Below are 19,925 nucleotides of genomic sequence, written 5' to 3'. Positions count from 1 at the left end.
ACGGAGGGCGGAAGCGCCATGCGGGAAACGAGATCACTTCAACAATGATTGCATATCTTCTATCCGCTCGCTCATGTATTGGGACGAGTCCATTACTCCCTGGTTATAGAATTCCGAAGCAATTTTTTCAATTATGAAATCCAGGATCAATCCGGAAGCCAGATCTCCTATCTCCTCACCCCTCTCGTTTAAAAAATATGTCTTGATCTCTGCGACCATGTCCTCTCTCGTTTCCTTCTCTAATTTGAACTTGCTCTTTTCGCGCATAGGCAACATCCGTCGGAACAGAAGTGATATGCGCAATATAGATTGGTCTGTATCATCGGTAGTTCGAACAGTCCTTGAACGAGCTGGAATGGGTCAAATGCAAGCACTATGAATGCAGTTGGGCAGTTCAGGTTCGTCAACTGGTTCATGTCACCCCGGATCATATGTCCTATCGACGGAAAAGTGCCTATACAGTTACTAAATAATTTCAACGCGCCAGCGAGGCAGCCAATCGTCTGACGGCCTCCATGTACGGTCCTCCTTTCCCGATCAAAGGCGATACGTCCGGCTCATTATCGCGCACCGATCGGTCCAAAGGCAGCGGGTGAACGTTATCGAACACCGTCTCAGGGATCAGGCGTTTGGCCTTTTCCTCGTCCGAGCTCTCCTGGCACTTGTTCAGCACCAGGTCTACCCGGCGCATTCCGATGTCCCGGGACAGTTTGGCGATGCGGGCGGCCACCTGCAGGGAGTTGAAGGTCGGCTCGGAAACGACCAGGGCGGTTCCGAAGCCGTCAGCGACGGTCCGGCCGAACGGCTCCAATCCCGCCTGCGCGTCCATGACGATAAGGTCATCTTCCTTGGAATTCAGGAAGCGGACCAATGCGCCCAACAACGAGTTCTCCGGGCACAGACAGCCGGTCGACGCCTGCACCACCCCGCCCATGACCAGTAGGTCCAGGTTCGGTGCTATACGCACCCCGAAGCGTTCGGTGACATCGGAGACGTCCGGTGTCAGATTGATTAACCCGCCCCATCCCTGACCAGGACGGGCTCCCACCCGCTGCTCGATATAATCGAGCTCCTGAGTGATGGGGCGGAGGAAGGCGGCCTTGTCCGGCGGATAACCGAGCGAATAGGCCAGGTTCTGCTGGGCGTCCTGGTCAACTGCCAGGACTCGGCGTCCCTCGGCTGCCCCCAGCAGGCACAGCGCCGCCGACAACGTGGTCTTTCCCACTCCCCCCTTGCCGACGACCAATATTCTCTGTCCGCCCTGGTTTCCCGGTCTCCGCCGAAGCTCTTTCACCAGCTCCGCGGCCGCCTTCCGGCTCATAGTCCCAGTGCTACCCGTTTCATTTCGATGTGATCGAAGAGTATGGCCGCGGACCTCTTCGGGTCCGACTCCACCCAGAACCTGGCCTTCACTACGTCGTCCAGGTCCTCGGTCAGCATCTTGACGACATTGGGGCTGCCGCCGATCTTGGGCATTACGCCCAGCACCACGCTGATGCCCGAGCCCACGAAGTAGGCGCCGATGGACACCGCCTTGGGAGAGTACCATTCCGGAGCAGCTCCACCAACCGGCAGCTGGTCTATTCGCACTCCGGCCAAGTTGGCCAGTTCCGCCGCCAGGTTCAGTATTCTGGTGTTGTCCACGCAGGAGCCCATGTGCAGTACCGGGGGTATTCCCAACGAACGGCACACTGTGCCCAAGGACTTGCCCGCCAGGTCCGCCGCCTCCGGCCTCATCAATCCCGCCTCGGCGCAGGCGATGGCGGCGCAACCCGTCTCTACAACGATGATGTTCCGCTTGATCAGCTCCTTGGCCAGGGTGATGTGCCCGTAGTCGTGCTTTATCTTGGGATTATTGCAGCCCACGATGCCCACGCAGCCTCTGATCTTTCCCTCTAGGATAATGTCCAGCAAAGGTTTCAGCGTCCCGCCCAAGGCGGCGCGGAGCGCCTCCACCGAGAAGCCGACAACGGCGTCCATGGGCTTGCTGGGTATGAGCATCCTCATCTCATCCCGGTTCTGGAAATTGTCTATGGCTAGTTCCACCATCTTCTTGGCCTGTTCGAAGGCGTTCTCCGGTGTGACCTCCATGTATTTTCCACCAGGTATCTTGGCCTTGGGCGATGTGGTGATGACCTTGGTATGATAACAGGCGGCGGTGTTGGGCAGGGAGGGGAAGATGCACTGATAGTCGACGATCATCACTTCCAACGCCCCAGTGGTTATGACCAGCTCCTGGCTGAGATGATTTCCGGCCTGGGGGATGCCTTTGCGCATCAATAGTTCGTTGCCGGTGCAACAAAGACCGACCAGATTGATGCCCTTGGCACCTACGGCTTCCGCTCTCTTCTTCATTTCCGGCAACGCCGCTGCCTTGACCACCATCTCCGATAGCACCGGGTTGTGTCCGTGCAGCGAGATGTTCACCTGGTCCTTCTTCAGAACGCTCAGGTTCACCTTGCCCTTCTGGATGCTAGGCGTCCCGAACATCACGTCGCTGAGCTCGGTGCCGATCATGGAACCGCCCCAACCGTCTCCCAACGAGGCTCTCACCCCTTGCGCCAGTATGTTGCGGTAGTCCGCACCCACTCCCATGTGCACCCGGTGCATGGCCTCCACTATCTCCCGGTCGATGGACCTGGGCGTCAGACCGGCCTTCTTGAGCAGTTCAAGGGTTCCCGGAGGCATGCGATTATACATGATCAGCTCCCCTTTCAGAGTGCCGAATTCCTCAAGCATGGCCAATGCCAGATCCTCCGCTACCTTGTTCATCGGCTTACTGGTGTCCAACCCGTACTCCTTGGCCAGAACCATCAGTTTGGCCTCGTCCTCGATCTTGTAGTTCGGAGCTTGTCCCCTGGCGGTCTTCAATAGTGTTTCGGCCACTTCCCGTCCATGGTCGGAGTGGGCGGCCGCCCCGGTGGCGATCTGGTCCAAAAGGTTCCGAGAGACGATGAGGTCGGGCGTAGCCCCGCACACCCCGCGGTTCCTGCCATCGCCCATGATGCGGCATGGCCCCATGGCGCATCTCTGACATGACAATCCATTGTCGCAGAACTTGCAGGGAGGCTGCTGCTTCTCAAATCTATCCCAAACGGTCTCCACGCCCTCCAACATGGTCTTGGCCAAGACCTCCTTGACCGATGGGTCCATGGCCCGTGCCTCCACCTTTTCAGGCACCTGCTCCGGGGTTACGTGCCCCGGAGGTGTTCTGATGCACTCCACTAATGTGATCTCGATCTCCTGATCGTCCGCCATATGATACCACCTTCACTTTTTCAATAATGATTGCTAAAATTATTTTGTTGCAGGGTATAAGTACCTGCCTAATTTTCCTTGATAAGCAAAGTTAAATGTCGAAAAATCATTCCACCGCCGATGGAGCGACCCAAGGTATTCATAGGCGTGGCCTGGCCTTACGCAAACAGCGCTATTCACCTGGGGCACGTGGCCGGATCGCTGCTGCCCCCTGACATATTCTCCCGTTATCACCGCATGCGCGGACACCAGGTGCTCATGGTCTCCGGCTCCGACCAGCACGGCACCCCGGTGACGGTACGCGCCGAAAAGGAGAACCAGACCCCGGAGCAGGTGGCGGAACGCTACCACCTCATCAACAAGAAGGCCATCGAGGACCTGGGCATCGAGTTCTCATTGTTCACCAAGACCCATACGCCCAACCACGTGAGCGTGGTGCATGACGTCTTCCTGAGATTGATGGAGAAAGGGCATCTGGAACAGCGCCAGACCCTGCAGTATTACTGCCCCAAGTGCGTAAAGTTCCTTCCCGATCGTTATGTGGAGGGAAAATGCTCCAAGTGCGGGAACGAATCCAGCCGCAGCGACCAATGCGACAAGTGCGGCACTACCTTCGAGGTGGGGGAGATATCCGACCCGGTCTGCATCACCTGCCATTCCCGCCCGGAGATGAAGGAGACCGAGCATTACTTCTTCAAGCTCACCGACTTCGATGAGCCGTTGCTCTCCTACGTCCAAGGAAGCGAGCACTGGCGCTCCAACGTCCAGCTGTTCACCCAGAACTGGTTGGAATCGGGATTGAAGGACCGGCCCATCACCAGGGACATGTCCTGGGGAGTACCGGTCCCTCTGCCCAACACCGAGGGCAAGGTCATCTACGTCTGGTTCGAGGCGGTCATCGGTTATCTCTCGGCAAGCAAGGAGTGGGCGCAGAGCATCGGAAGACCGGATGCCTGGAAGGACTACTGGATGGACCCCGAGGTCAAGAGCTATTACTTCCTGGGCAAGGACAACATACCGTTCCACACCATCATCTGGCCGTCCATTCTCATGGGGTATGGAGGACTCAATCTCCCCTACGACGTGCCGGCCAACGAGTTCCTGACCTTCAAGGGTGAGAAGTTATCCAAGAGCAAGGGGCCCAGCATCGACATCCCCAGCATACTGAAGCTCTTCGACGCCGATCTGGTACGCTACTACCTGACGGTCAATATGCCAGAGGGAAAGGACGCCGACTTCTCCTGGGAGGACTTCGAGACCAAGGTCAACAACGAGCTGGTGGCCACGTTGGGCAACTACTTCCATCGGGTTCTCAGCTTCACGCACAAGAACTTCCAGGAGGTCCCCTCGCTCCCGGAGGGCATTGAGGCCGAGGAAGCTCAGGTCCGGGGCGCCATCTCCCAAGCCTTGTTGGAGGTTGAGACCTACATCTCCGCCTGCCAGTTCAAGAAGGGACTCAAGGCCATCATGGACCTGGCGCAGTTCGGAAACCGCTTCTTCGATGCTGTGAAGCCGTGGAGCCTGATGAAGACCGACCGGGCGAAGTGCGGCGGCGTTCTGAACCTCAACCTGCGGATCGTCCAGGCATTGGCGGTGCTGGGCCATCCCTTCATGCCCTTCTCCTCCCAGCGTCTCTGGGGCCTACTGGGCAATGATGATACCATCGGCGATGGCTCGTGGGACTGGGTCACCAAGGACCTGAACGTCGGACGTCCGCTGCCCGAGCCCAAACCGCTCTTCAAGAAAGTGGAGATCGACCGCGAGGAATCGCCCTTCGCCGCCTACGAGGCCTTGGACCTGAGGGTAGGCCTGGTGGAGGAGGTGAGCGATCACCCCAACGCCGACAAGCTGATGGTGCTGAAGGTCGACATCGGCCGGCCGATACAGCTGGTCGCCGGGTTGAAGAACTACTACACCAAGGAACAGCTGACCGGGAAGAAGGTGGTGGTCATCACCAATCTGCAGCCGGCGAAGTTGCGGGGCGTGGAGTCCCAGGGCATGGTGCTGGCAGCTGAATCGGGAGACCTCGTCAAAGTGCTGACGCCTTCCGGTCCCGCCGAGCCCGGTGATAGGGTGACGAGCGGCCTCAGCCCGGTAAGCAAGGTCCTGACCTTCCAGGAGTTCCAGACGTTCGTGCTGCGCGTCGGCACCGTGCTCAACGATCAGGAGGCGGACCTGGGTCGGTCGGTCAAAGCGGACACCTCATCACTGACAAAAGGCACGCAGGCGGCCTTCTTCCTGCCCAAGGAAGGGGCGGAGACGGCGCTGCCGCTCTTCACCGAAAAGAAGGTCAGCATCGGTGTCGATGGGGAACTTGATAACGGAGCCAAAGTGAGATGAGGTTCGACCTTCACGTGCATTCCAGCCATTCCAACGATTCCACCAGCAGGGTGGAGGATGTTCTGGACGCCTGCGTGAAAAAGGGAATGGCCGGGGTGGCCATAATGGACCACAACTCCTTGGAAGGATCTCTCTACGCCCGCTCGCTGTGTCGGGAGGACCTGCTCATCATCCCCGGCATGGAGATATCATCTGCCGAAGGGCATATCCTGGCCTACAACATCCGGGAGCTGGTCCCCAGGGATCTTGCGGTGGCGGAGACCATCGATCTCATACACGCGCAGGGAGGGATCGCCGTGGCGGCGCATCCCTACCGCCTCTGGTCGGGGCTGGGAGAAGAGAACACCGCCTCCAATCAGTTCGACGCCATCGAGATCCATAACGGCCGCTCCACCCTTTCCAGCAATGAAATGGCCGAAAGATTGGCGATAGACCTGTGCCGGCCGTTCACCGCCGGCAGCGATTCTCACGAACCGGCCACGGTGGGGACGACATACTTCGAGACCCGGGGAGATTGCCTGACCGTGGACGACGTCATCCAGGAGATGCTCTCAGGTCAAGGCAGCACCGCCGGGGTCAATCGGCAAAGGTCCGGAACCGTCGGTTACGGGGTAAAATGCATCAGGCAATGGATGGGTCGCGGCTTCAAGAGAATGTGATCATTCGGTGATCAGTGCCCGGACCTTGGAAAGAAGCTCGTCCACGTTCGCTTTATGGTCGACCAATATTCCCATGAGATGACGCGATCCCAAGGAGATGATGAGCAGCCGCTTTTCAGAGAAATTGAGGGAAACGTGCTGCAGATTGTCGTTCATCTCATGGCCGACCTGCTCGGCAGTGCCGAACGCCAGGGAGGTGATGGCGGAATACATGTTCCTGTCGGCCATCTTTGGCGTGGCGCCATCAATATAGGTTCCGGCCCGGGAGCAGACATATGCGGATATCACGTCATCGACAGCGGAAACACTAATGAGCAATCGTTCAAAATCCTTTTCGTCCATTCCCGCACCCCACTCTATAGGGATGGAAATGGCTATAGCAAATAAAACCTTTGCTGAATAAAATATCTGGAAACAAAAGAATTTATCGTCGTAATCTTATAAGACCAATATGCCACCGACCTCGTTGCGCGACATCCTACCAGCATCCACCAAGGTCCGGACCGAGGCGGAGAGGTTGGAACCGATACTCATAGATTCGCTGGCATCTCCTTTGTCCATCGAACGTAGCCGCATGGAGACGCGCGTTCTAAAGATCGCCAAGGAAGAGACCGAGGCCATGGTCACAGTGCTCCTGCGCAATTATGACACCAGGAACGTCAAGGCCCGCAAGGGGATCGATCGCCTGCTCAAGACGATCACCAAGGGCCGCGAGGGGCAAGTGGCGGTGCTGGAAGGGCTTTCGAACCCGGACCAGGACGTGCGCAAAGGGGTCAGGATGCTGATGGTGGAGATATGGGGGGAGAAGGCCGCGGTGTTCGCGACCAATTTCGAGCAGACCATATTCCTCACCAATCTGGCCAGAAGTCGGGATATTTTCGTGGACGACATAATCACACTGGTCGAGCTTTCCAAGGTCACCTTCCTGGAAGGGGACATGGAGCGGGCCGTGGAGGACTCGGTGCTCATCGTGGGTCTGCTGAAGCATCGCTACCGATCGGTCGAAACGATGAAGAACTACCTGGCGGAGATGCTCAGGATCACCCCCGAACTATCGAAGCTTGGCATGATGAGCGGTCGTATCGAGGAATCACTGCGCACCGCGATGAGGGCCAACAAACAGCGCAGCTTTGATTACACCGACGACCTGATCGACGATCGCTTGAGGGAGGTCGAAACGATCGACCATCTGCGCGCCTTGGGATCGATGGTGAAGGAGCAGATCACGGAGCTTCCGCACATGTCGTTGAAGGACATGAGCGGCGTGGACATCTGGGCCTTCACCCGCCTCAAGGAACTGGTCAGGGAATGTTCGTCGTTCAGCGTCACCGGGCACAAGGACGAGGCCATCGGGCTCATCCGTAATTTTCTGAACGATGAGTTCTCCCCCTACCTGTTGGAACAGGCCCAGGATCGTTTGGCGGAAGAGGACCCCTCGATATTCTTCACCATCTACACCGTGGGGTTGACCTGCTTAAAACTGATCTCGGAACCTCTGCCCAAGGTGGCCGAGGAGCTGTACCTGGCGTACTTCCGGGACCTGGAAGAGTCCCCGAGCATAAAAGCCGTCTCCTGGCCAACGAACGTTATTTGACCCTGAGCACGGGTATCACGTCTGACATCCGTCATCCCATGTCCAGGGTTTTCAAATTCCGTAAAATTTATATTTGCGTTTTTCGTTATCTTTGTTAGAGGGATGCACTTATGACCAGTTCTTTGGTTAAGAACGCTTTAGCGAACACTAAGTATGAGAACGCCAACGGCAAGTCGGAAGCCCCGGTCAAACCGGAACCCGCTCCGTCCCAGCCAGCCCCCAAGTCTAACATAGATGAGGAGCTGGAGAAGATCGCCGCCCAACTTGATGTCTGCATCAAGATCATCGGCTGCGGTGGCGGTGGATGCAACACCATCAACCGCTGCTGGGAAGCGAACATCGACGGAGCTCAGCTGTGCGCCATCAACACCGATGCCAAGCACCTGCTGACCGTCAAGGCTCCGCGCAAGATCCTCATCGGCAGGACCGCCACCCGCGGTATGGGTGCCGGGGCCAAGCCGGAGATGGGAGAGGCTGCCGCCCGTGAGAACGACAGTGACATCAGGGAGTTCCTGAACGGCTCCAACATCGTATTCGTGACCGCAGGGATGGGAGGCGGCACCGGTACCGGTTCCGCCCACTACGTAGCCCGCATCGCCAAGGAGCAGGTGCGCGCGCTGACCATCGGTGTGGTCACCCTGCCCTTCAAGGCTGAAGGCACTGTACGCATGGAGAACGCCCTGGACGGTCTGAACAAGATGAGGATGATCTGCGATACCACCATCGTCATACCCAACGACAAGCTGCTGGAGCTGGTGCCCAAGCTGCCGGTCGATGCCGCCTTCAAGGTGGCTGACGAGGTGCTCATGCAGACCATAAAGGGGCTCACAGAGATCATCACCAAGCCCGGCCTGGTCAATCTGGACTACGCCGATATCATGACCGTCATGAACGAGGGCGGAGTGGCCTTCGTGGGCATCGGAGAAGGGAACAGCGACGAGGACGACCGCGTGAAGTCGGCAGTCCACGAGGCACTGACATCCCCCATGCTGGGCGAGATCGAGATGAAGGAGGCCAAGGGCGCCTTGATCCGGGTCGTAGGCGGTCCGGACATGACCGTGGGCGAGGCTCAGAGGGTCGCCGAGCTGGTGACCAACAGCGTGAGCCCGAGGGCACGCATCATATGGGGATGCTCCATCGACCCCGAGCTGGAAGGCGTGGTCAAGGTCCTGTTGATCGTCACCGGTGCGAAGTCCAAGTACATCATAGGCAGCCGCGGCGGTCCCATGGAGATGAACCGCAGCAACCAGGGAGGCTACCCGCAGCAGTACCAGCAGCAACAGCAGCAATATCAGCCGCAGCAGCAGTACCAGCAGCAACAGCAAAGGCCGAGAGGCCGGGACGAGGACATCGACTTCGTGAACTGATGCGGAGGGGGTCAACGAGGGTTGAGCCGGCTGACCGGCCACCGTCCACTTGATGTTGACGGTGGCCTCTAAAAGTCAAAGGCGGCGTCGCCAAAGCTGATCGCCGGGCAAGGTTCCATGCACCCACTGCAATGGGTGCATCTATTCGCCTCAACGCGTATCCTTCCCTGTGTCAGCACAAGTGCACCCTCTTTGCATCTGGCGATACAAACTCCGCATCCGACGCATTCCTCGGCCTTAACCACCGCACGGCGAACCTTTTCCAAATCCCTTCTTATTTTTTCTTGGTCCGCTCCCTTGGCGATGACCGCTCCCTCACGGAAAACGGTCACGTTGCCGACAGCGCACCAGCCCTCGTTCGCCCCGATATCTACCTCCCCGACCATGTTGAGCACGTTGGAGACCTGTTCCAGGTCCAGATCGCGGGAGAACGCCCCCTCTATGCTGAACCCCAAGGTGCAGGGGGAGAAACCCTCCTGCATCCTGAGGCGCAGGTTGCCCTCACCGGTGCGCGGCCCTTCGTTCCTGGTGATCTCGAAGCCGGGTATGTTGCGCTTCAGCTCCTCGATCACCGACGGCGGGACCTTCTTCCACCGCCACAGTCCATGCTCCACCCATTCCGGTCCCAGTCCCTTGCGTTCGGCATAGCTTTTCAGGAAGCTTTCCCACCGTTCGAAGGAGGGGCTGCTGTGCACCAGGCTCAGCTCGGCCATGTCCGATGCCGGGCATAGGAAGCAGCCTATGCGGTCCAGCCCCCGCTCGTACCAGGGATTGTAACTGACCCCGCTCTGGAATATGTACAGCCAAACGTGCAGCGAGGTCCAATCCTGTATGGGCGAGGCGCCTATCTGCCCCGGTGTCCAGGGATTCTGCCATACCCTTGGTTTGTTAGCGCGCTGTTCCGATTCGTAGCGGCGCTGCCCGATGAACGATAGGACCCCATCAGGATAATGCTCGACTATGGCCTTGACGGTAGGACCGAGCTTATTGGTCTTGCAGCACCAGCGATAGTCCTTGCCCGGAGGGCCGAAGAACTCCAGATTGCCGAAGAAGGCCTCCTCGTCCGCCTTTCCGATGACCAGGTTGAGATCCAGCTCCTGCTTCAGCTGGTGCACGTACTCCACCGTCTCCGGGAACTCCAGTCCGGTGTCTATGAAGAAGATCGGCAGGTCCAGGCCCGCCTCGCGGGTCAGCAGCAGGCAGGCCAGACTGTCCTTTCCGCCGGAGAAGGATACCACCTGCGGTATGTCCTTGTACTGTTCCACCAGTCGAAGGACGAAGTCCCTTCCGTCATAGACCCGTCGGCTCATGACCTTGGCGTTGGCCTCCAATGCCTTCGGCCAATCCGCGGTATTTCTAGGCTCAGGGTCCGCGGGCCTCTCCGACCATCGCACCTTGACCGCCACGCCCCTTTCCGCCGAGCGCATCTCATCCGAGCTCATGCGGGCCACGCCGGTGGCCAGGGCCCGTTGCTCCGGGTCCAGTACGATGACCTCCTCGCCCTTGGAAAAATCACCGACGACCTTTCCCACTCCCGGTGCCATCAGATTCTGCGATCCGAGTATGGGCTCGACCGCCCCGATGTCGGCCACCACCAGGTTCTTGCTGGCCTTCTTCAGGATATGGGCCGCTCCCTTGACGCGGAGAAGGACCCTCCAGCCGATCCCCAGATCGTAACGGAGGGTGGCCACCACCGCTCCGTTGGAAATGATCTCGTCCAACCGGTCCAGTCCCGGGACCTTGCTCATGACGAAGACCTGGTCGTGGGGCAGCAATGCCTCCCCGGACCCCGGTCCGAACTGCTGGTCGAGCAGACCCCTCACCAGATCGAGATTATATTCGAAACCGGGCCTGGCGTCCCCGGGCGGGGTCATGTTGACCGCTTCGGTCCGTCCGCCGCATCGTCCGCAGACCTCCTCTTCCAGTACTGGGACGTTGCATTCCTGGCACCAACGCAGATGCATCTTACCGAGACGGACCAAGGCCATGTTGCGGCAAGTGCAGGATTCCCTATTAAAGCTCTCCTGCATCCTTCGGATGACCACGTCATAGGTGAGCGTCCCGGCCGAAACGATGATGGAACGTCGAATCCTCAAATAGCAGTAATTTCATCATCCCGCTCGATACCATGAAAGCCACCAAGCGCACGATGGGTATCAGCTATGCGATCCGGGACATGCTGCTGCCGGCCAGGGAGCTGGAGAAGCAAGGCCACGAGATCATAAAGCTGCATATCGGGGACCCCAACAAGTTTGACTTCGAGACGCCGAAGCATGTAAGGGACGCCCTCTGCGCAGCAGTGGAGAAGTGCGACAACGGGTATGAGGAGTCCGAGGGCAACGTCGAGCTGAGGAAGGCCCTCATCGAGAAGGAGAGGGTCCAGAACGATCTGCACGTTGGTCTGGACGACGTGATAATCACCAACGGCGTCACTGAGAGCATTCAGATGATATGCGCCGCCACCATTGATGCTGGCGACGAGGCCCTGGTCCCCGGTCCCAGCTACTCATCCTATTTGGAGTTCCCCAAGTTCTTCGGCGGTAAAGCGGTCACATACCGTACCATCGAAGAGGAGGGTTGGCAGCCGGACATCGACGATCTCAGGAGGAAGATCACCCCCCGCACCAAGTTCATCGCGGTGATCAATCCCAACAATCCCACCGGGGCGGTGTACTCCCCGAAGATGCTGAAGCAGATAGCCGATCTCGCCGGTGAATACGATCTGTTCCTCATCTCCGACGAGATATACGATCTGATGACCTTCGAGGGGGAGCACCATTCCCCCGCTACATTGGCCAAGGACGTGCCGGTCATCCTGGTGAACGGTTTCTCCAAGGTGGACCTGCTTCCGGGATGGCGTCTGGGATATTCGGTCTTCCACGATCAGAACGGACGATTGAACGAGATCAAGGAGGCGGTGCAGAAGCAGTTGCGCCTCCGATTGAGCGCCAACGCCCCCTGCCAGATGGCGGTCATCGAGGCGCTGAACCACCCCAAGGACCACCTGGAGGGGATGCGCCAGAAGCTCAAGGAACGCGGCGAGTTCGCTTACAAGAGGATCAACGAGATCCCCGGGCTGAGCTGCACCATGCCTCAGGCGGCCTTCTACATGTTCCCTAAGATCGAGTCCGACCACTGGAAGACCGACAAGGAGTTCGTGCTGGACGTTCTGCACAACTGCCACGTCCTGGTCGTTCCCGGGTCCGGGTTCTGCCCCGAGTACGGCAAGGACCACTTCCGCATGGTGTTCCTGCCGAACATCGATATCTTGGGAAAGGCCTTCGACTCCATCGAATCGTTCATGAGGAAGAACGCCTGAAAAAAGAACTTTCAAGGAGGGTATGCCTCCTCATTTCCATTTTTTATCCACTTGTATGGGCATGCCTAGGCAAAGTATTGCCAATGAGATCACTTAGGCGACCAACAGTGTGCGTTCCAACTCTTCCCTATGGTTGGATCTGTAAATGAAAAAAAGGAAAAAGGTTTCAGTAAAGGCGTTTCAGCATCTTGACGACGGATTCCACGGCGTTCTTGGCGTTGTCGATGCGGTCCTCGGCCTGCAGGCGGGTCATTCCCGGCCCGGTGATGCCCAAGGAGACCGGCTTCATGAACTCCAGGGACAGGTCGGTGATCTTCCTGGCGGCGTTCTGTATGATGATCTCGTCGTGTCCCGTCTCCCCCTCGATGACACAGCCGATGGTGACCACACCGTCGATGCTGCCGTCCTTGAGCATGGTCTTCACGGCCAGGGGAATGTCGTAAACGCCCGGCACGTGCACGATCTTGGTCACCTTCGCCTCTAGGAACTCAGCGTGCGACTTCGCCCGCTCCAGCATCATGCTGGTTATGTCGTAGTTGAACTCCGAGACCACTATTCCGATGTTGTACCTCGTCATTTTCATCTCTCCCTTGCCGGGCCTACGTCCTCGTAGCCCTGCCTCAATCCCCGTCCGGCGTTCTTGACCAACCGTTCGGGCTTGAATATCATATCAAAAGCGTTCCTGGCGTGTTCCCTGGAACGTTGTTCCATGAGCCAGGCGAGCTTCTTCTCGTCCGCCTCGTCCTCATGGACGAAGACCTCGATGATGTGCTTGCCGGTCATCAGCTGGGCGGCGATGATGCCCGTCGACGCCTCATGAGCGCACATCTTGTCCGTCGGCTTGCTGCCCGGCATGCCCAGGGCCATGACGATATCGCACCCCTCGTCCAAAAGTATCTTGGCCGCCACCGGCAGGTCCTTGATGCCCGGAACGGTGCGGCGTACGACCTTGTACCCGGTGCCGTAGTTCTTCAGTTCGTCGATGGCCGCCGCCCCCATGTCGGCGCGTGCGAAGGTGGTGTCCACGATCCCGATGGTCTTCATCAGTCCTCCTTGACGATCGACTTGTTCTGTGAGTACCAGTCGATGATCTTGCCGATGATCTTCCTGGTGCCGTTCAGGTCCTCGCCGTGTTGCGACAGGCGCACGACCTTGACGGACAGACCCCTTTCGGCCATGGCCTTCTCTATCATGCCTTCCTCGAAGTTCTGATCGTAGCCCAGGGCGATGATGTCAGGACGTATGCTTTCCACGACGCCGAACATGTCCCCGTCATTGCCCAGGTAGGCCTTGTCGACCATCCGCAGGGCTGATATGAGCTCCAAACGCATGTTCTCCGGCGTTATCGGCTCATGCTTCCTCCGGCGGACCGTAGCGTCAGTGGCCACAACGACCACGAGCTCGTCCCCCAGGTCCTTGGCCTCCTGCAGATAGCGCAGGTGTCCCGGATGCAGAATGTCGAAAACACCACTGGCCATGACCCTGGTCATTTCTTATTACCGCCTCTCTTCCAGAAGTCGATTATATCCTTTCCCTCCAGGAAGCAAAGGTCAAATCGATCCGCATACCTTTTAGCCTTTTCTTTGCTGAGGGCGTTGCCATCGTCCCCCATCATCTCGCAGATGGTGGCGCTTGGTGTGACCCCCGCCATCACCATCATGGCCGTGGCCAGTTCGGTGTGCCCCTTGCGCTTGCTCAGCAGCTGGGGAGTGGAGTTCAGAAGGTGGATGTGCCCCGGGGAGCGGAATTGCTTCCCGAACTCCACCTGGGCCTCCTCCTCGTTCATGGAATAGGATCCCTTCGCCAATTTGGCGAACTCGGAAACGGTGAGCGCCCGATCATTATCGGTGATGCCGGTGAAGGTCCGGCGATGATTGATGGTGATGGAGAAGGCCGACTTGGTATCGTAGGGAATGTCGTTCGGTGTAAGGTTCTGCAGGACAGGGTGCTTGTCGTGATTGGCGGCCAGCACATCGGCCAGAAATGGCATGTCCAGCTTACGGCAGATATCGTTGTGCGCGGTGGTGCAGATCAACCCCCCGGCGTTCTTGCGCATCTCTCTGATGGAGGCGGGGGTAACGAACTGAGAGGCGATGGTCATGTCCGTCTCCTTCTCCCGGTCATCAGCATCGAATATCAATACCATCTTCCCACGGCTGATGGAGTCCAACGCTCTCTTCATATCATCGTCGCTCATGATGGCTTCTTGAAACAAAGGGTAGCATATTATTTATTGCGTTACTACAAATTCATTGGTAAACGATCATATCCAGATATCCAAGAGGTCAAAAACTTATATTCGGAATCGATTACTCGTAACGATGGTCAAAAGACTGGACGACGTGGCGGGCATGAAGGCCGCCGATCCCTCTAACATATTATCTCAGATGGCGGCATTCCCTGATCAGCTGGGATGGTCCCAGGGTCTGCATCTGGCAGACATCGCGGGCATCAATAATGTGGTGATATGCGGCGTGGGCGGTTCGGCCATCGCGGGTGACGTGATCACCGACCTATTGACGCCGACCTGTAAAAGCGCCATAATCACCTCCCGCAACGTCATCATGCCCGGTTTCGCTTCCACGGACACATTGGCGCTGATCATCAGTTATTCCGGGAACACCGCGGAGAGCCTGAACCTCTACCACGATGCCATGCGCCGAGGGTGCCAGATCGTGGTCATAACCTCCGGCGGGGAGCTGGAGAAACTGGCGCTGAAGAACTCGCAGCCTTTGCTGAAGGTGCCGGCGGGAAATCAGCCCCGGGCCTCGCTCGGTTATTTGCTGGGCGCGGCGGCCCTAGCTCTGCAGAGATCCGGATTATGCCAGCCGCATCGCGACATGATCGAGGCCGTTCCTCGCCTCCGTTCTTACGTTCAAAGCATATTGGCCGAGATACCGGCCAAAAGCAATCAGGCCAAGAAGATCGCCTTCGCCCTACGGGACGGCGTGGCGGTCATCTACTCGCCCAGGAACATCCGGTCGGTGGCCCTTCGCTGGCAGAACCAGATCAATGAGAACGCCAAGGCGGTGGCCTTCTCCGGGGAGATACCGGAGATGAACCATAATCAACTGGTCGGTTGGCTGGAGGGTGGAAAGGGCTGCTCCTGCCGCCCGGTCTTCCTATTGCCCACTGATTCTCACCCCACGGTGCAGAAGATGACCGAGGTCACTCTGCAGATGTTCAACGAACGGGGTCTGGACCCGGTGATGGCCACCCTGCCCGGCAACGGCCTGATCGACAACGTCCTACAGGGGATCGTCCTGGGGGACATGGTCAGCTACTATATGGCGGTCCTGAAGGGCGTGGACCCGGCGCCGGTGGCGGCCATCAAGGAGTTCAAGGAACGCATCTGCCACTAGGCCTTTCCGTTCTTTTCCTTGCGCAATGCTTCCTCTATCCTGTCCAGCTCACCCTGGGGATTGCGGAACCAATCCGTGCTCCAGGTCCGGTGCAGTTTCCATCCCAATCTCTCCAGCTGCGTCTGGCGTATGCGGTCCCTGTCCCTGACCGTCCTTCCGGAAAGGTAATGCGCCCCGTCGCACTCGATCCCTAATAGGAACCGGCCGGGTTCCTCCGGGTCCTCGACGGCCAGATCTATCCGGTAGTCCGAGGTGCCCACGTCCTTCTTGATGCGATGACCGCGAGCCTCCAGCGCTTTTCCCAATTGCTCTTCGAAGGGCGAACCCTCCTCCCAGGAGCGCCCGGCGGGCAATGGCAGCGCCCGGCGGTCCCCCGCGGCCTCGGCGAAGGCCAGATACTGTTTCAGAAGGCGCGTCCCCGCGCTCTTGGACCCTCCCAGGTCGATGTCGTCGGAACCTATGGAGGAAACGATGTCCAAACACTGCCTCGCCCTGGTGATAGCTACGTTCAACCTCCGTTCACCGCCGTCCTTGTTCAGCGGTCCCAGGTTCAGAAGGAACTTGCCGTTCTCGTCCTTCCCGTATCCGACGCTGAGGATGACACGGTCACGTTCGTGACCCTGTACGTTCTCCAGATTATAGAGCAGGAAGGGCTCTCCTTCCTCCGAGCTAAGTCTCTCGTCCAATCCCTTGTCGCCCTGGCGCAGTTCCATGAGCGACTGGTCGATCGCTTCCATCTGAGCTTCGGAGAAGGCGATGACCCCCAGGGACCTGCCGTCCTGAAGGGCGTAATGCTCCTTGATCATCCTGGCCACGACCTTGGCCTCCTCCCGGTTCGTCCTGCTCCTTCCGCGGTCGAAGACACCTTGGGGAACGAGCACGTGATGCACCCCGAACCCCTCCCTGCCGAACAGGGGGCTGGGGAAGGTGTTCAACCTTCCGCCGTAGAACTGGAGATTGGAGAAGGCGATCAGCGATTCGTCCCGGGACCGGTAATGCCACATGAGCATGCGGCGGGACATGCCGCAGGTCTCGCATTCGTCGAGTATGCTTTCCAGGTCCGGCTCCTCGACCTCCTCGTCCTCGGAGATGGTGAAGAAGGAGGTGGGGGGCATCTGTTTGCTGTCGCCCACCACGATCACCTGTTTCCCTCTGGCGATGGACCCGATGGCGTCCTCCGGGCATATCTGCGAGGCCTCGTCGAAGATCACCACGTCGAACATGGTCCGTTCCCGGTCCAGGAACTGGCTGACGGAGAGGGGGCTCATGAGCATGCATGGTTTAACCAGCCCGATGAGGTCCCAGCACTCGCTCATCATGGTCCGCACCGCCTTCCTCTGCCGCTTCAGTTTGGCCAGGCGGGCGATCTCCATCCTCTGCTTCTGCAGCGAGACCTGGTCCGCCCCCTCCTTCCGCTTGTTCAGGTTCTCCTCTATCCTGATCCGGACCCGGCGCCTGCTGCTTTCGATGTACTGCCTGTCCAGATCGTTGAACTGCCAGATGAGGCCCATCTGACGTTCCCTTCGGAAGCCATGCAGCAAAGGGTCAGAGGCCAACGCCTCCTCGGTCCACGATCGGCGGAACCTCTTCTGGAAAGCGGGCAGAATGTTCTGGGCCGGGATGCGGCCTTCCCGAACCTCCCTCATCATATCAGAGAGACCCAACGACTCCATCCTCTGGACCAGGGACCTCAGGTCCAGCCATTCCTGGTAACGGAACCTTTCCTCCCAGGCCCTGTCGGTCCAGGACCTCAGGTCCTCCAGGTGAGCGTCGCGCAGAGGCCGCCCGTTCAGCCTATGTTCGGAAATGAACCGCCCTGCCAGAATGTTCAACGCGGGATCGAAGCGTTCCAGGTATCGTTCCAGGTCCACCGCCGTGTCCTTGATCTCCAGCGGCACGTTCTCCGAGGTCAGGGCGTTCAGCACCGCGTCGTTCATCAGGACGGCGTGGGTGATGCGGAAGTGCCTGGTCCAATCGAGACGGTCGACCAATCCCTGAAGCTCGTTCCCCTCTCCGGAGAACGAACCTCGTAGCGAGGTCATCAGCTCATCACGCTTGACCTTCCATTCCTCCAGAGACCGCTGGTAGCGCTCCACGTTGCCCACCATGGTCAGGGCCTGAAGATAGGTCATCTCATGGCCGGAGATGGCCTTCAGGATCTTCATGTCCAGGCGAAAGCCGCCTTTCAGAACGCGCATCCCGCCCGAGTAATCCACCTCGAAACGGTGCTTGAAGGTCTTCCCGTCCAGATGCAGTATGTCCGGGGAACCCGTGTCCAGAAGGGACTTCTCCAGACCCACCATCTCCCGATACAAGGCCAGGCCTTCCTCGGCCATTCCGAGCAGCAGTTCCAGATCGCCCTCCAGCCATTCCTTGCGGATGGACGGTCGCCCGGCCAGGTCCTTGAACAACTGGCGCCATCGTCGTACCTCGGGCAATGATTCCGGGTATGTCAGGCCGAGCATCCGGGCGGCCGATGACAGTCCGTCGAAGAGCTTATCGCGCGCCTCGATGACCGACAGCAGCTCCTCCTGCACCATGGCCTGAAGCCCATCGCTCCACTCCGTCCCGGTAGCCCCCGACCAGGGATGCGACCCATCGTAGAACGCCGGGGCCATCTGCGAGAGGCGGTTCACCGCCGCTTCCAAATTGCCCAGCCGTTCATCGTCCACATTCAGAAGGCCAGAGAGCTTGAACTGGAGGTCCGGCGCGTCGGGCAGCGCGGAATACAGGCCGATCATGCTGAAGGCGCTAATCCCCTGCAACCGCCCCCGGGGGGCGTGCAGCGCTCTCACGTAGTCGGCCAGTTCCTTTCGCACGGTCACGAGCTCCCGGACCTCCGGCACCGTACGCCCGATGCTTTCAACGACATCCAGACTGGTGGCGATATCCTTCACGATGTCCATCCGGTTGCGCTTAGGATCGTGCAGTTCCAGGCAACGGTCGCCCAATCCACACTTCTCCATATTTCCGCGCACCACGTCCAATGCGGCCATCTTCTGGGAGACGAAAAGTATCGTCTTGCCCTGGACCATCAGCTCGGCCATCATGTTCGTGATGGTCTGGCTCTTGCCCGTTCCCGGGGGGCCCTGCAGCACGAAGCTGACCCCGGCCAACGCTGCCTGGATGGCCTCCTGCTGGCTGGAATCGGCGTCCAGCACCTGAAAGGAGTCCTCCGGGTGTAAACGGGAATCGTAGTCGCCGGGGGAGAGCGCCCCCTGAGGCTCAGGCGGCAACGCTGAAGGATCTCCGGACAACGCCCTGATGACCGGGGAGGCCGTCAGAGCGACTCCTCCGGTCTCCAGGTCGGCGTACATGAGCAGCTTGGAGAAATGGAAAAGTGCCAGATACGAGGTGGTGGTGACCTGCCAGCCAGCGTTGGCCGGTAATGAGGACCGCAATTGCTCCAGAACGGAGCGCAGGTCGAAGCCGTTGTCCATATCGAAGTCGGGCAATCTCAGGTGAAAGTCCATCTCCAGCCTCTTGCGCAGGCTGGGATTGAACACCGCGTCCTCGTCAATGGGTACCAGGCGGTAAGGGGAGAAGGAGTTCGGCCTTTCCAGGCTGACCGGCAAAAGGAACAGCGGCGATTCGTTGAACTCCTCACTGCTCGCGTCCTCCTTCCACAGGAGGGAGCCGATGGAGACGAACAGGATGTTCACCCCGTGATCGGAGCGGTACGTCCGGGACCTGGTCCTCAGGTTGTACAGCACCTTTTCGATGGGCTGCTCCGGTGCGTGGGTCGTAACCAGTATGCTGGCGCCGGTGATCTCCGATCGGGCGTCAGGGTCGGTGATCACGGTGAACTGCTTTCCCTGATCGAGCTCCCGATAAAGAACGGCGGGATCGGGCATCGCTATGGTCAGGGTAGATGCCTTGCGCTTGTGGAACCTGATGAGAGGGTTCCGATTGGAAACGTCCAGCAGTTTGTTCTTCCATTGCTCGACCTTCTTGGCCACCAGTCGCTCAGCCTCTGTCATCTCTCTCCGCCTTCCGCAAGGTCTGTGGTCTAATAAATGATTGGAC

16 protein-coding genes are annotated in these 19,925 nt (G+C 58.8%); 6 read left to right on the top strand and 10 right to left on the bottom strand.

The window, feature by feature from the left end; all coding sequences use genetic code 11:
* Window positions 1-33: 33 nt before the first annotated feature.
* The 3 genes from VMW85_05975 to cooS all read right to left on the bottom strand — a co-directional run bounded on the left by VMW85_05975 (window position 34) and on the right by cooS (window position 3,258).
* Window positions 34-267, bottom strand: a complete 234-nt coding sequence (locus VMW85_05975) for a DUF2164 domain-containing protein (protein HUT27577.1) — start codon at window positions 265-267, stop codon at window positions 34-36.
* 208 nt (window positions 268-475) lie between these two features.
* Window positions 476-1,321: an AAA family ATPase gene (locus VMW85_05970; protein ID HUT27576.1), complete on the bottom strand. Its 846-nt coding sequence runs from the start codon at window positions 1,319-1,321 to the stop codon at window positions 476-478.
* On the bottom strand, window positions 1,318-3,258 hold the full coding sequence (cooS, locus tag VMW85_05965) for an anaerobic carbon-monoxide dehydrogenase catalytic subunit (GenBank protein ID HUT27575.1): 1,941 nt from the start codon (window positions 3,256-3,258) through the stop codon (window positions 1,318-1,320). Before cooS ends, VMW85_05970 begins: the two co-directional genes overlap by 4 nt.
* A gap of 120 nt (window positions 3,259-3,378) precedes the next feature.
* Between cooS and metG the strand changes: the two genes are divergently transcribed.
* Both metG and VMW85_05955 read left to right on the top strand, forming a co-directional pair.
* Window positions 3,379-5,598, top strand: coding sequence for a methionine--tRNA ligase (gene metG, locus VMW85_05960; protein HUT27574.1), 2,220 nt, complete (start codon window positions 3,379-3,381; stop codon window positions 5,596-5,598).
* A complete protein-coding gene (locus VMW85_05955; GenBank protein ID HUT27573.1) occupies window positions 5,595-6,257 on the top strand; it encodes a PHP domain-containing protein in 663 nt (220 codons plus the stop codon). Before metG ends, VMW85_05955 begins: the two co-directional genes overlap by 4 nt.
* Here the strand turns inward: VMW85_05955 and VMW85_05950 are convergent, their stop codons facing one another.
* Window positions 6,258-6,599 carry a roadblock/LC7 domain-containing protein gene (locus VMW85_05950; GenBank protein HUT27572.1) on the bottom strand — a complete coding sequence of 114 codons (342 nt, stop codon included), beginning with the start codon at window positions 6,597-6,599 and terminating at the stop codon, window positions 6,258-6,260.
* Between the two features lie 109 nt (window positions 6,600-6,708).
* Here VMW85_05950 and VMW85_05945 point away from each other — a divergent pair, with 109 nt between their 5' ends.
* Entirely contained in the window at window positions 6,709-7,851 is a 1,143-nt protein-coding gene (locus VMW85_05945) for a class I tRNA ligase family protein (protein ID HUT27571.1), read from the top strand.
* 110 nt (window positions 7,852-7,961) lie between these two features.
* The gene (ftsZ, locus tag VMW85_05940) at window positions 7,962-9,218 is read left to right on the top strand and encodes a cell division protein FtsZ (GenBank protein HUT27570.1); all 1,257 of its coding nucleotides are present in this window, start codon (window positions 7,962-7,964) and stop codon (window positions 9,216-9,218) included.
* A 68-nt stretch (window positions 9,219-9,286) separates the two neighbouring features.
* On the opposite strand, the gene VMW85_05935 is transcribed toward ftsZ, so the two are convergent.
* Entirely contained in the window at window positions 9,287-11,314 is a 2,028-nt protein-coding gene (locus VMW85_05935) for a phosphoadenosine phosphosulfate reductase family protein (GenBank protein ID HUT27569.1), read from the bottom strand.
* A gap of 32 nt (window positions 11,315-11,346) precedes the next feature.
* Between VMW85_05935 and VMW85_05930 the strand changes: the two genes are divergently transcribed.
* Window positions 11,347-12,537, top strand: a complete 1,191-nt coding sequence (locus VMW85_05930; GenBank protein ID HUT27568.1) for an aminotransferase class I/II-fold pyridoxal phosphate-dependent enzyme — start codon at window positions 11,347-11,349, stop codon at window positions 12,535-12,537.
* 166 nt (window positions 12,538-12,703) lie between these two features.
* Here VMW85_05930 and ribH read toward each other — a convergent pair whose 3' ends face one another.
* The 4 genes from ribH to ribB are packed head-to-tail and all read right to left on the bottom strand — an operon-like array spanning window position 12,704 to window position 14,734.
* A complete protein-coding gene (gene ribH / locus VMW85_05925; protein ID HUT27567.1) occupies window positions 12,704-13,114 on the bottom strand; it encodes a 6,7-dimethyl-8-ribityllumazine synthase in 411 nt (136 codons plus the stop codon).
* A 2-nt stretch (window positions 13,115-13,116) separates the two neighbouring features.
* Window positions 13,117-13,581 carry a riboflavin synthase gene (ribC, locus tag VMW85_05920; protein ID HUT27566.1) on the bottom strand — a complete coding sequence of 155 codons (465 nt, stop codon included), beginning with the start codon at window positions 13,579-13,581 and terminating at the stop codon, window positions 13,117-13,119.
* On the bottom strand, window positions 13,581-14,027 hold the full coding sequence (locus tag VMW85_05915; GenBank protein HUT27565.1) for an adenylyltransferase/cytidyltransferase family protein: 447 nt from the start codon (window positions 14,025-14,027) through the stop codon (window positions 13,581-13,583). Before VMW85_05915 ends, ribC begins: the two co-directional genes overlap by 1 nt.
* Window positions 14,024-14,734, bottom strand: a complete 711-nt coding sequence (ribB, locus tag VMW85_05910; GenBank protein ID HUT27564.1) for a 3,4-dihydroxy-2-butanone-4-phosphate synthase — start codon at window positions 14,732-14,734, stop codon at window positions 14,024-14,026. Before ribB ends, VMW85_05915 begins: the two co-directional genes overlap by 4 nt.
* A 124-nt stretch (window positions 14,735-14,858) precedes the next feature.
* Here ribB and VMW85_05905 point away from each other — a divergent pair, with 124 nt between their 5' ends.
* Window positions 14,859-15,899, top strand: a complete 1,041-nt coding sequence (locus VMW85_05905) for a bifunctional phosphoglucose/phosphomannose isomerase (protein ID HUT27563.1) — start codon at window positions 14,859-14,861, stop codon at window positions 15,897-15,899.
* Here the strand turns inward: VMW85_05905 and VMW85_05900 are convergent.
* Window positions 15,896-19,879, bottom strand: coding sequence for a DUF4011 domain-containing protein (locus VMW85_05900; protein ID HUT27562.1), 3,984 nt, complete (start codon window positions 19,877-19,879; stop codon window positions 15,896-15,898). The two genes, VMW85_05905 and VMW85_05900, sit on opposite strands and share 4 nt — an antisense overlap.
* Between the last annotated feature and the right edge of the window lie 46 nt (window positions 19,880-19,925).

Source organism: Methanomassiliicoccales archaeon, assembly GCA_035527755.1.
Classification (GTDB): Archaea; Thermoplasmatota; Thermoplasmata; order Methanomassiliicoccales; family UBA472; genus UBA472.
The sequence above is the reverse complement of the archived record's forward strand: the minus strand, read 5'-3'. Positions and strand labels throughout refer to the sequence as shown.

Coding starts and splice junctions, on each gene's coding strand:
- VMW85_05975 (HUT27577.1), bottom strand. CDS start 267: ATGCGCGAAAAGAGCAAGTTCAAATTAGAGAAGGAAACGAGAGAGGAC.
- VMW85_05970 (HUT27576.1), bottom strand. CDS start 1,321: ATGAGCCGGAAGGCGGCCGCGGAGCTGGTGAAAGAGCTTCGGCGGAGA.
- cooS (HUT27575.1), bottom strand. CDS start 3,258: ATGGCGGACGATCAGGAGATCGAGATCACATTAGTGGAGTGCATCAGA.
- metG (HUT27574.1), top strand. CDS start 3,379: ATGGAGCGACCCAAGGTATTCATAGGCGTGGCCTGGCCTTACGCAAAC.
- VMW85_05955 (HUT27573.1), top strand. CDS start 5,595: ATGAGGTTCGACCTTCACGTGCATTCCAGCCATTCCAACGATTCCACC.
- VMW85_05950 (HUT27572.1), bottom strand. CDS start 6,599: ATGGACGAAAAGGATTTTGAACGATTGCTCATTAGTGTTTCCGCTGTC.
- VMW85_05945 (HUT27571.1), top strand. CDS start 6,709: ATGCCACCGACCTCGTTGCGCGACATCCTACCAGCATCCACCAAGGTC.
- ftsZ (HUT27570.1), top strand. CDS start 7,962: ATGACCAGTTCTTTGGTTAAGAACGCTTTAGCGAACACTAAGTATGAG.
- VMW85_05930 (HUT27568.1), top strand. CDS start 11,347: ATGAAAGCCACCAAGCGCACGATGGGTATCAGCTATGCGATCCGGGAC.
- ribH (HUT27567.1), bottom strand. CDS start 13,114: ATGACGAGGTACAACATCGGAATAGTGGTCTCGGAGTTCAACTACGAC.
- ribC (HUT27566.1), bottom strand. CDS start 13,581: ATGAAGACCATCGGGATCGTGGACACCACCTTCGCACGCGCCGACATG.
- VMW85_05915 (HUT27565.1), bottom strand. CDS start 14,027: ATGACCAGGGTCATGGCCAGTGGTGTTTTCGACATTCTGCATCCGGGA.
- ribB (HUT27564.1), bottom strand. CDS start 14,734: ATGAGCGACGATGATATGAAGAGAGCGTTGGACTCCATCAGCCGTGGG.
- VMW85_05905 (HUT27563.1), top strand. CDS start 14,859: ATGGTCAAAAGACTGGACGACGTGGCGGGCATGAAGGCCGCCGATCCC.
- VMW85_05900 (HUT27562.1), bottom strand. CDS start 19,879: ATGACAGAGGCTGAGCGACTGGTGGCCAAGAAGGTCGAGCAATGGAAG.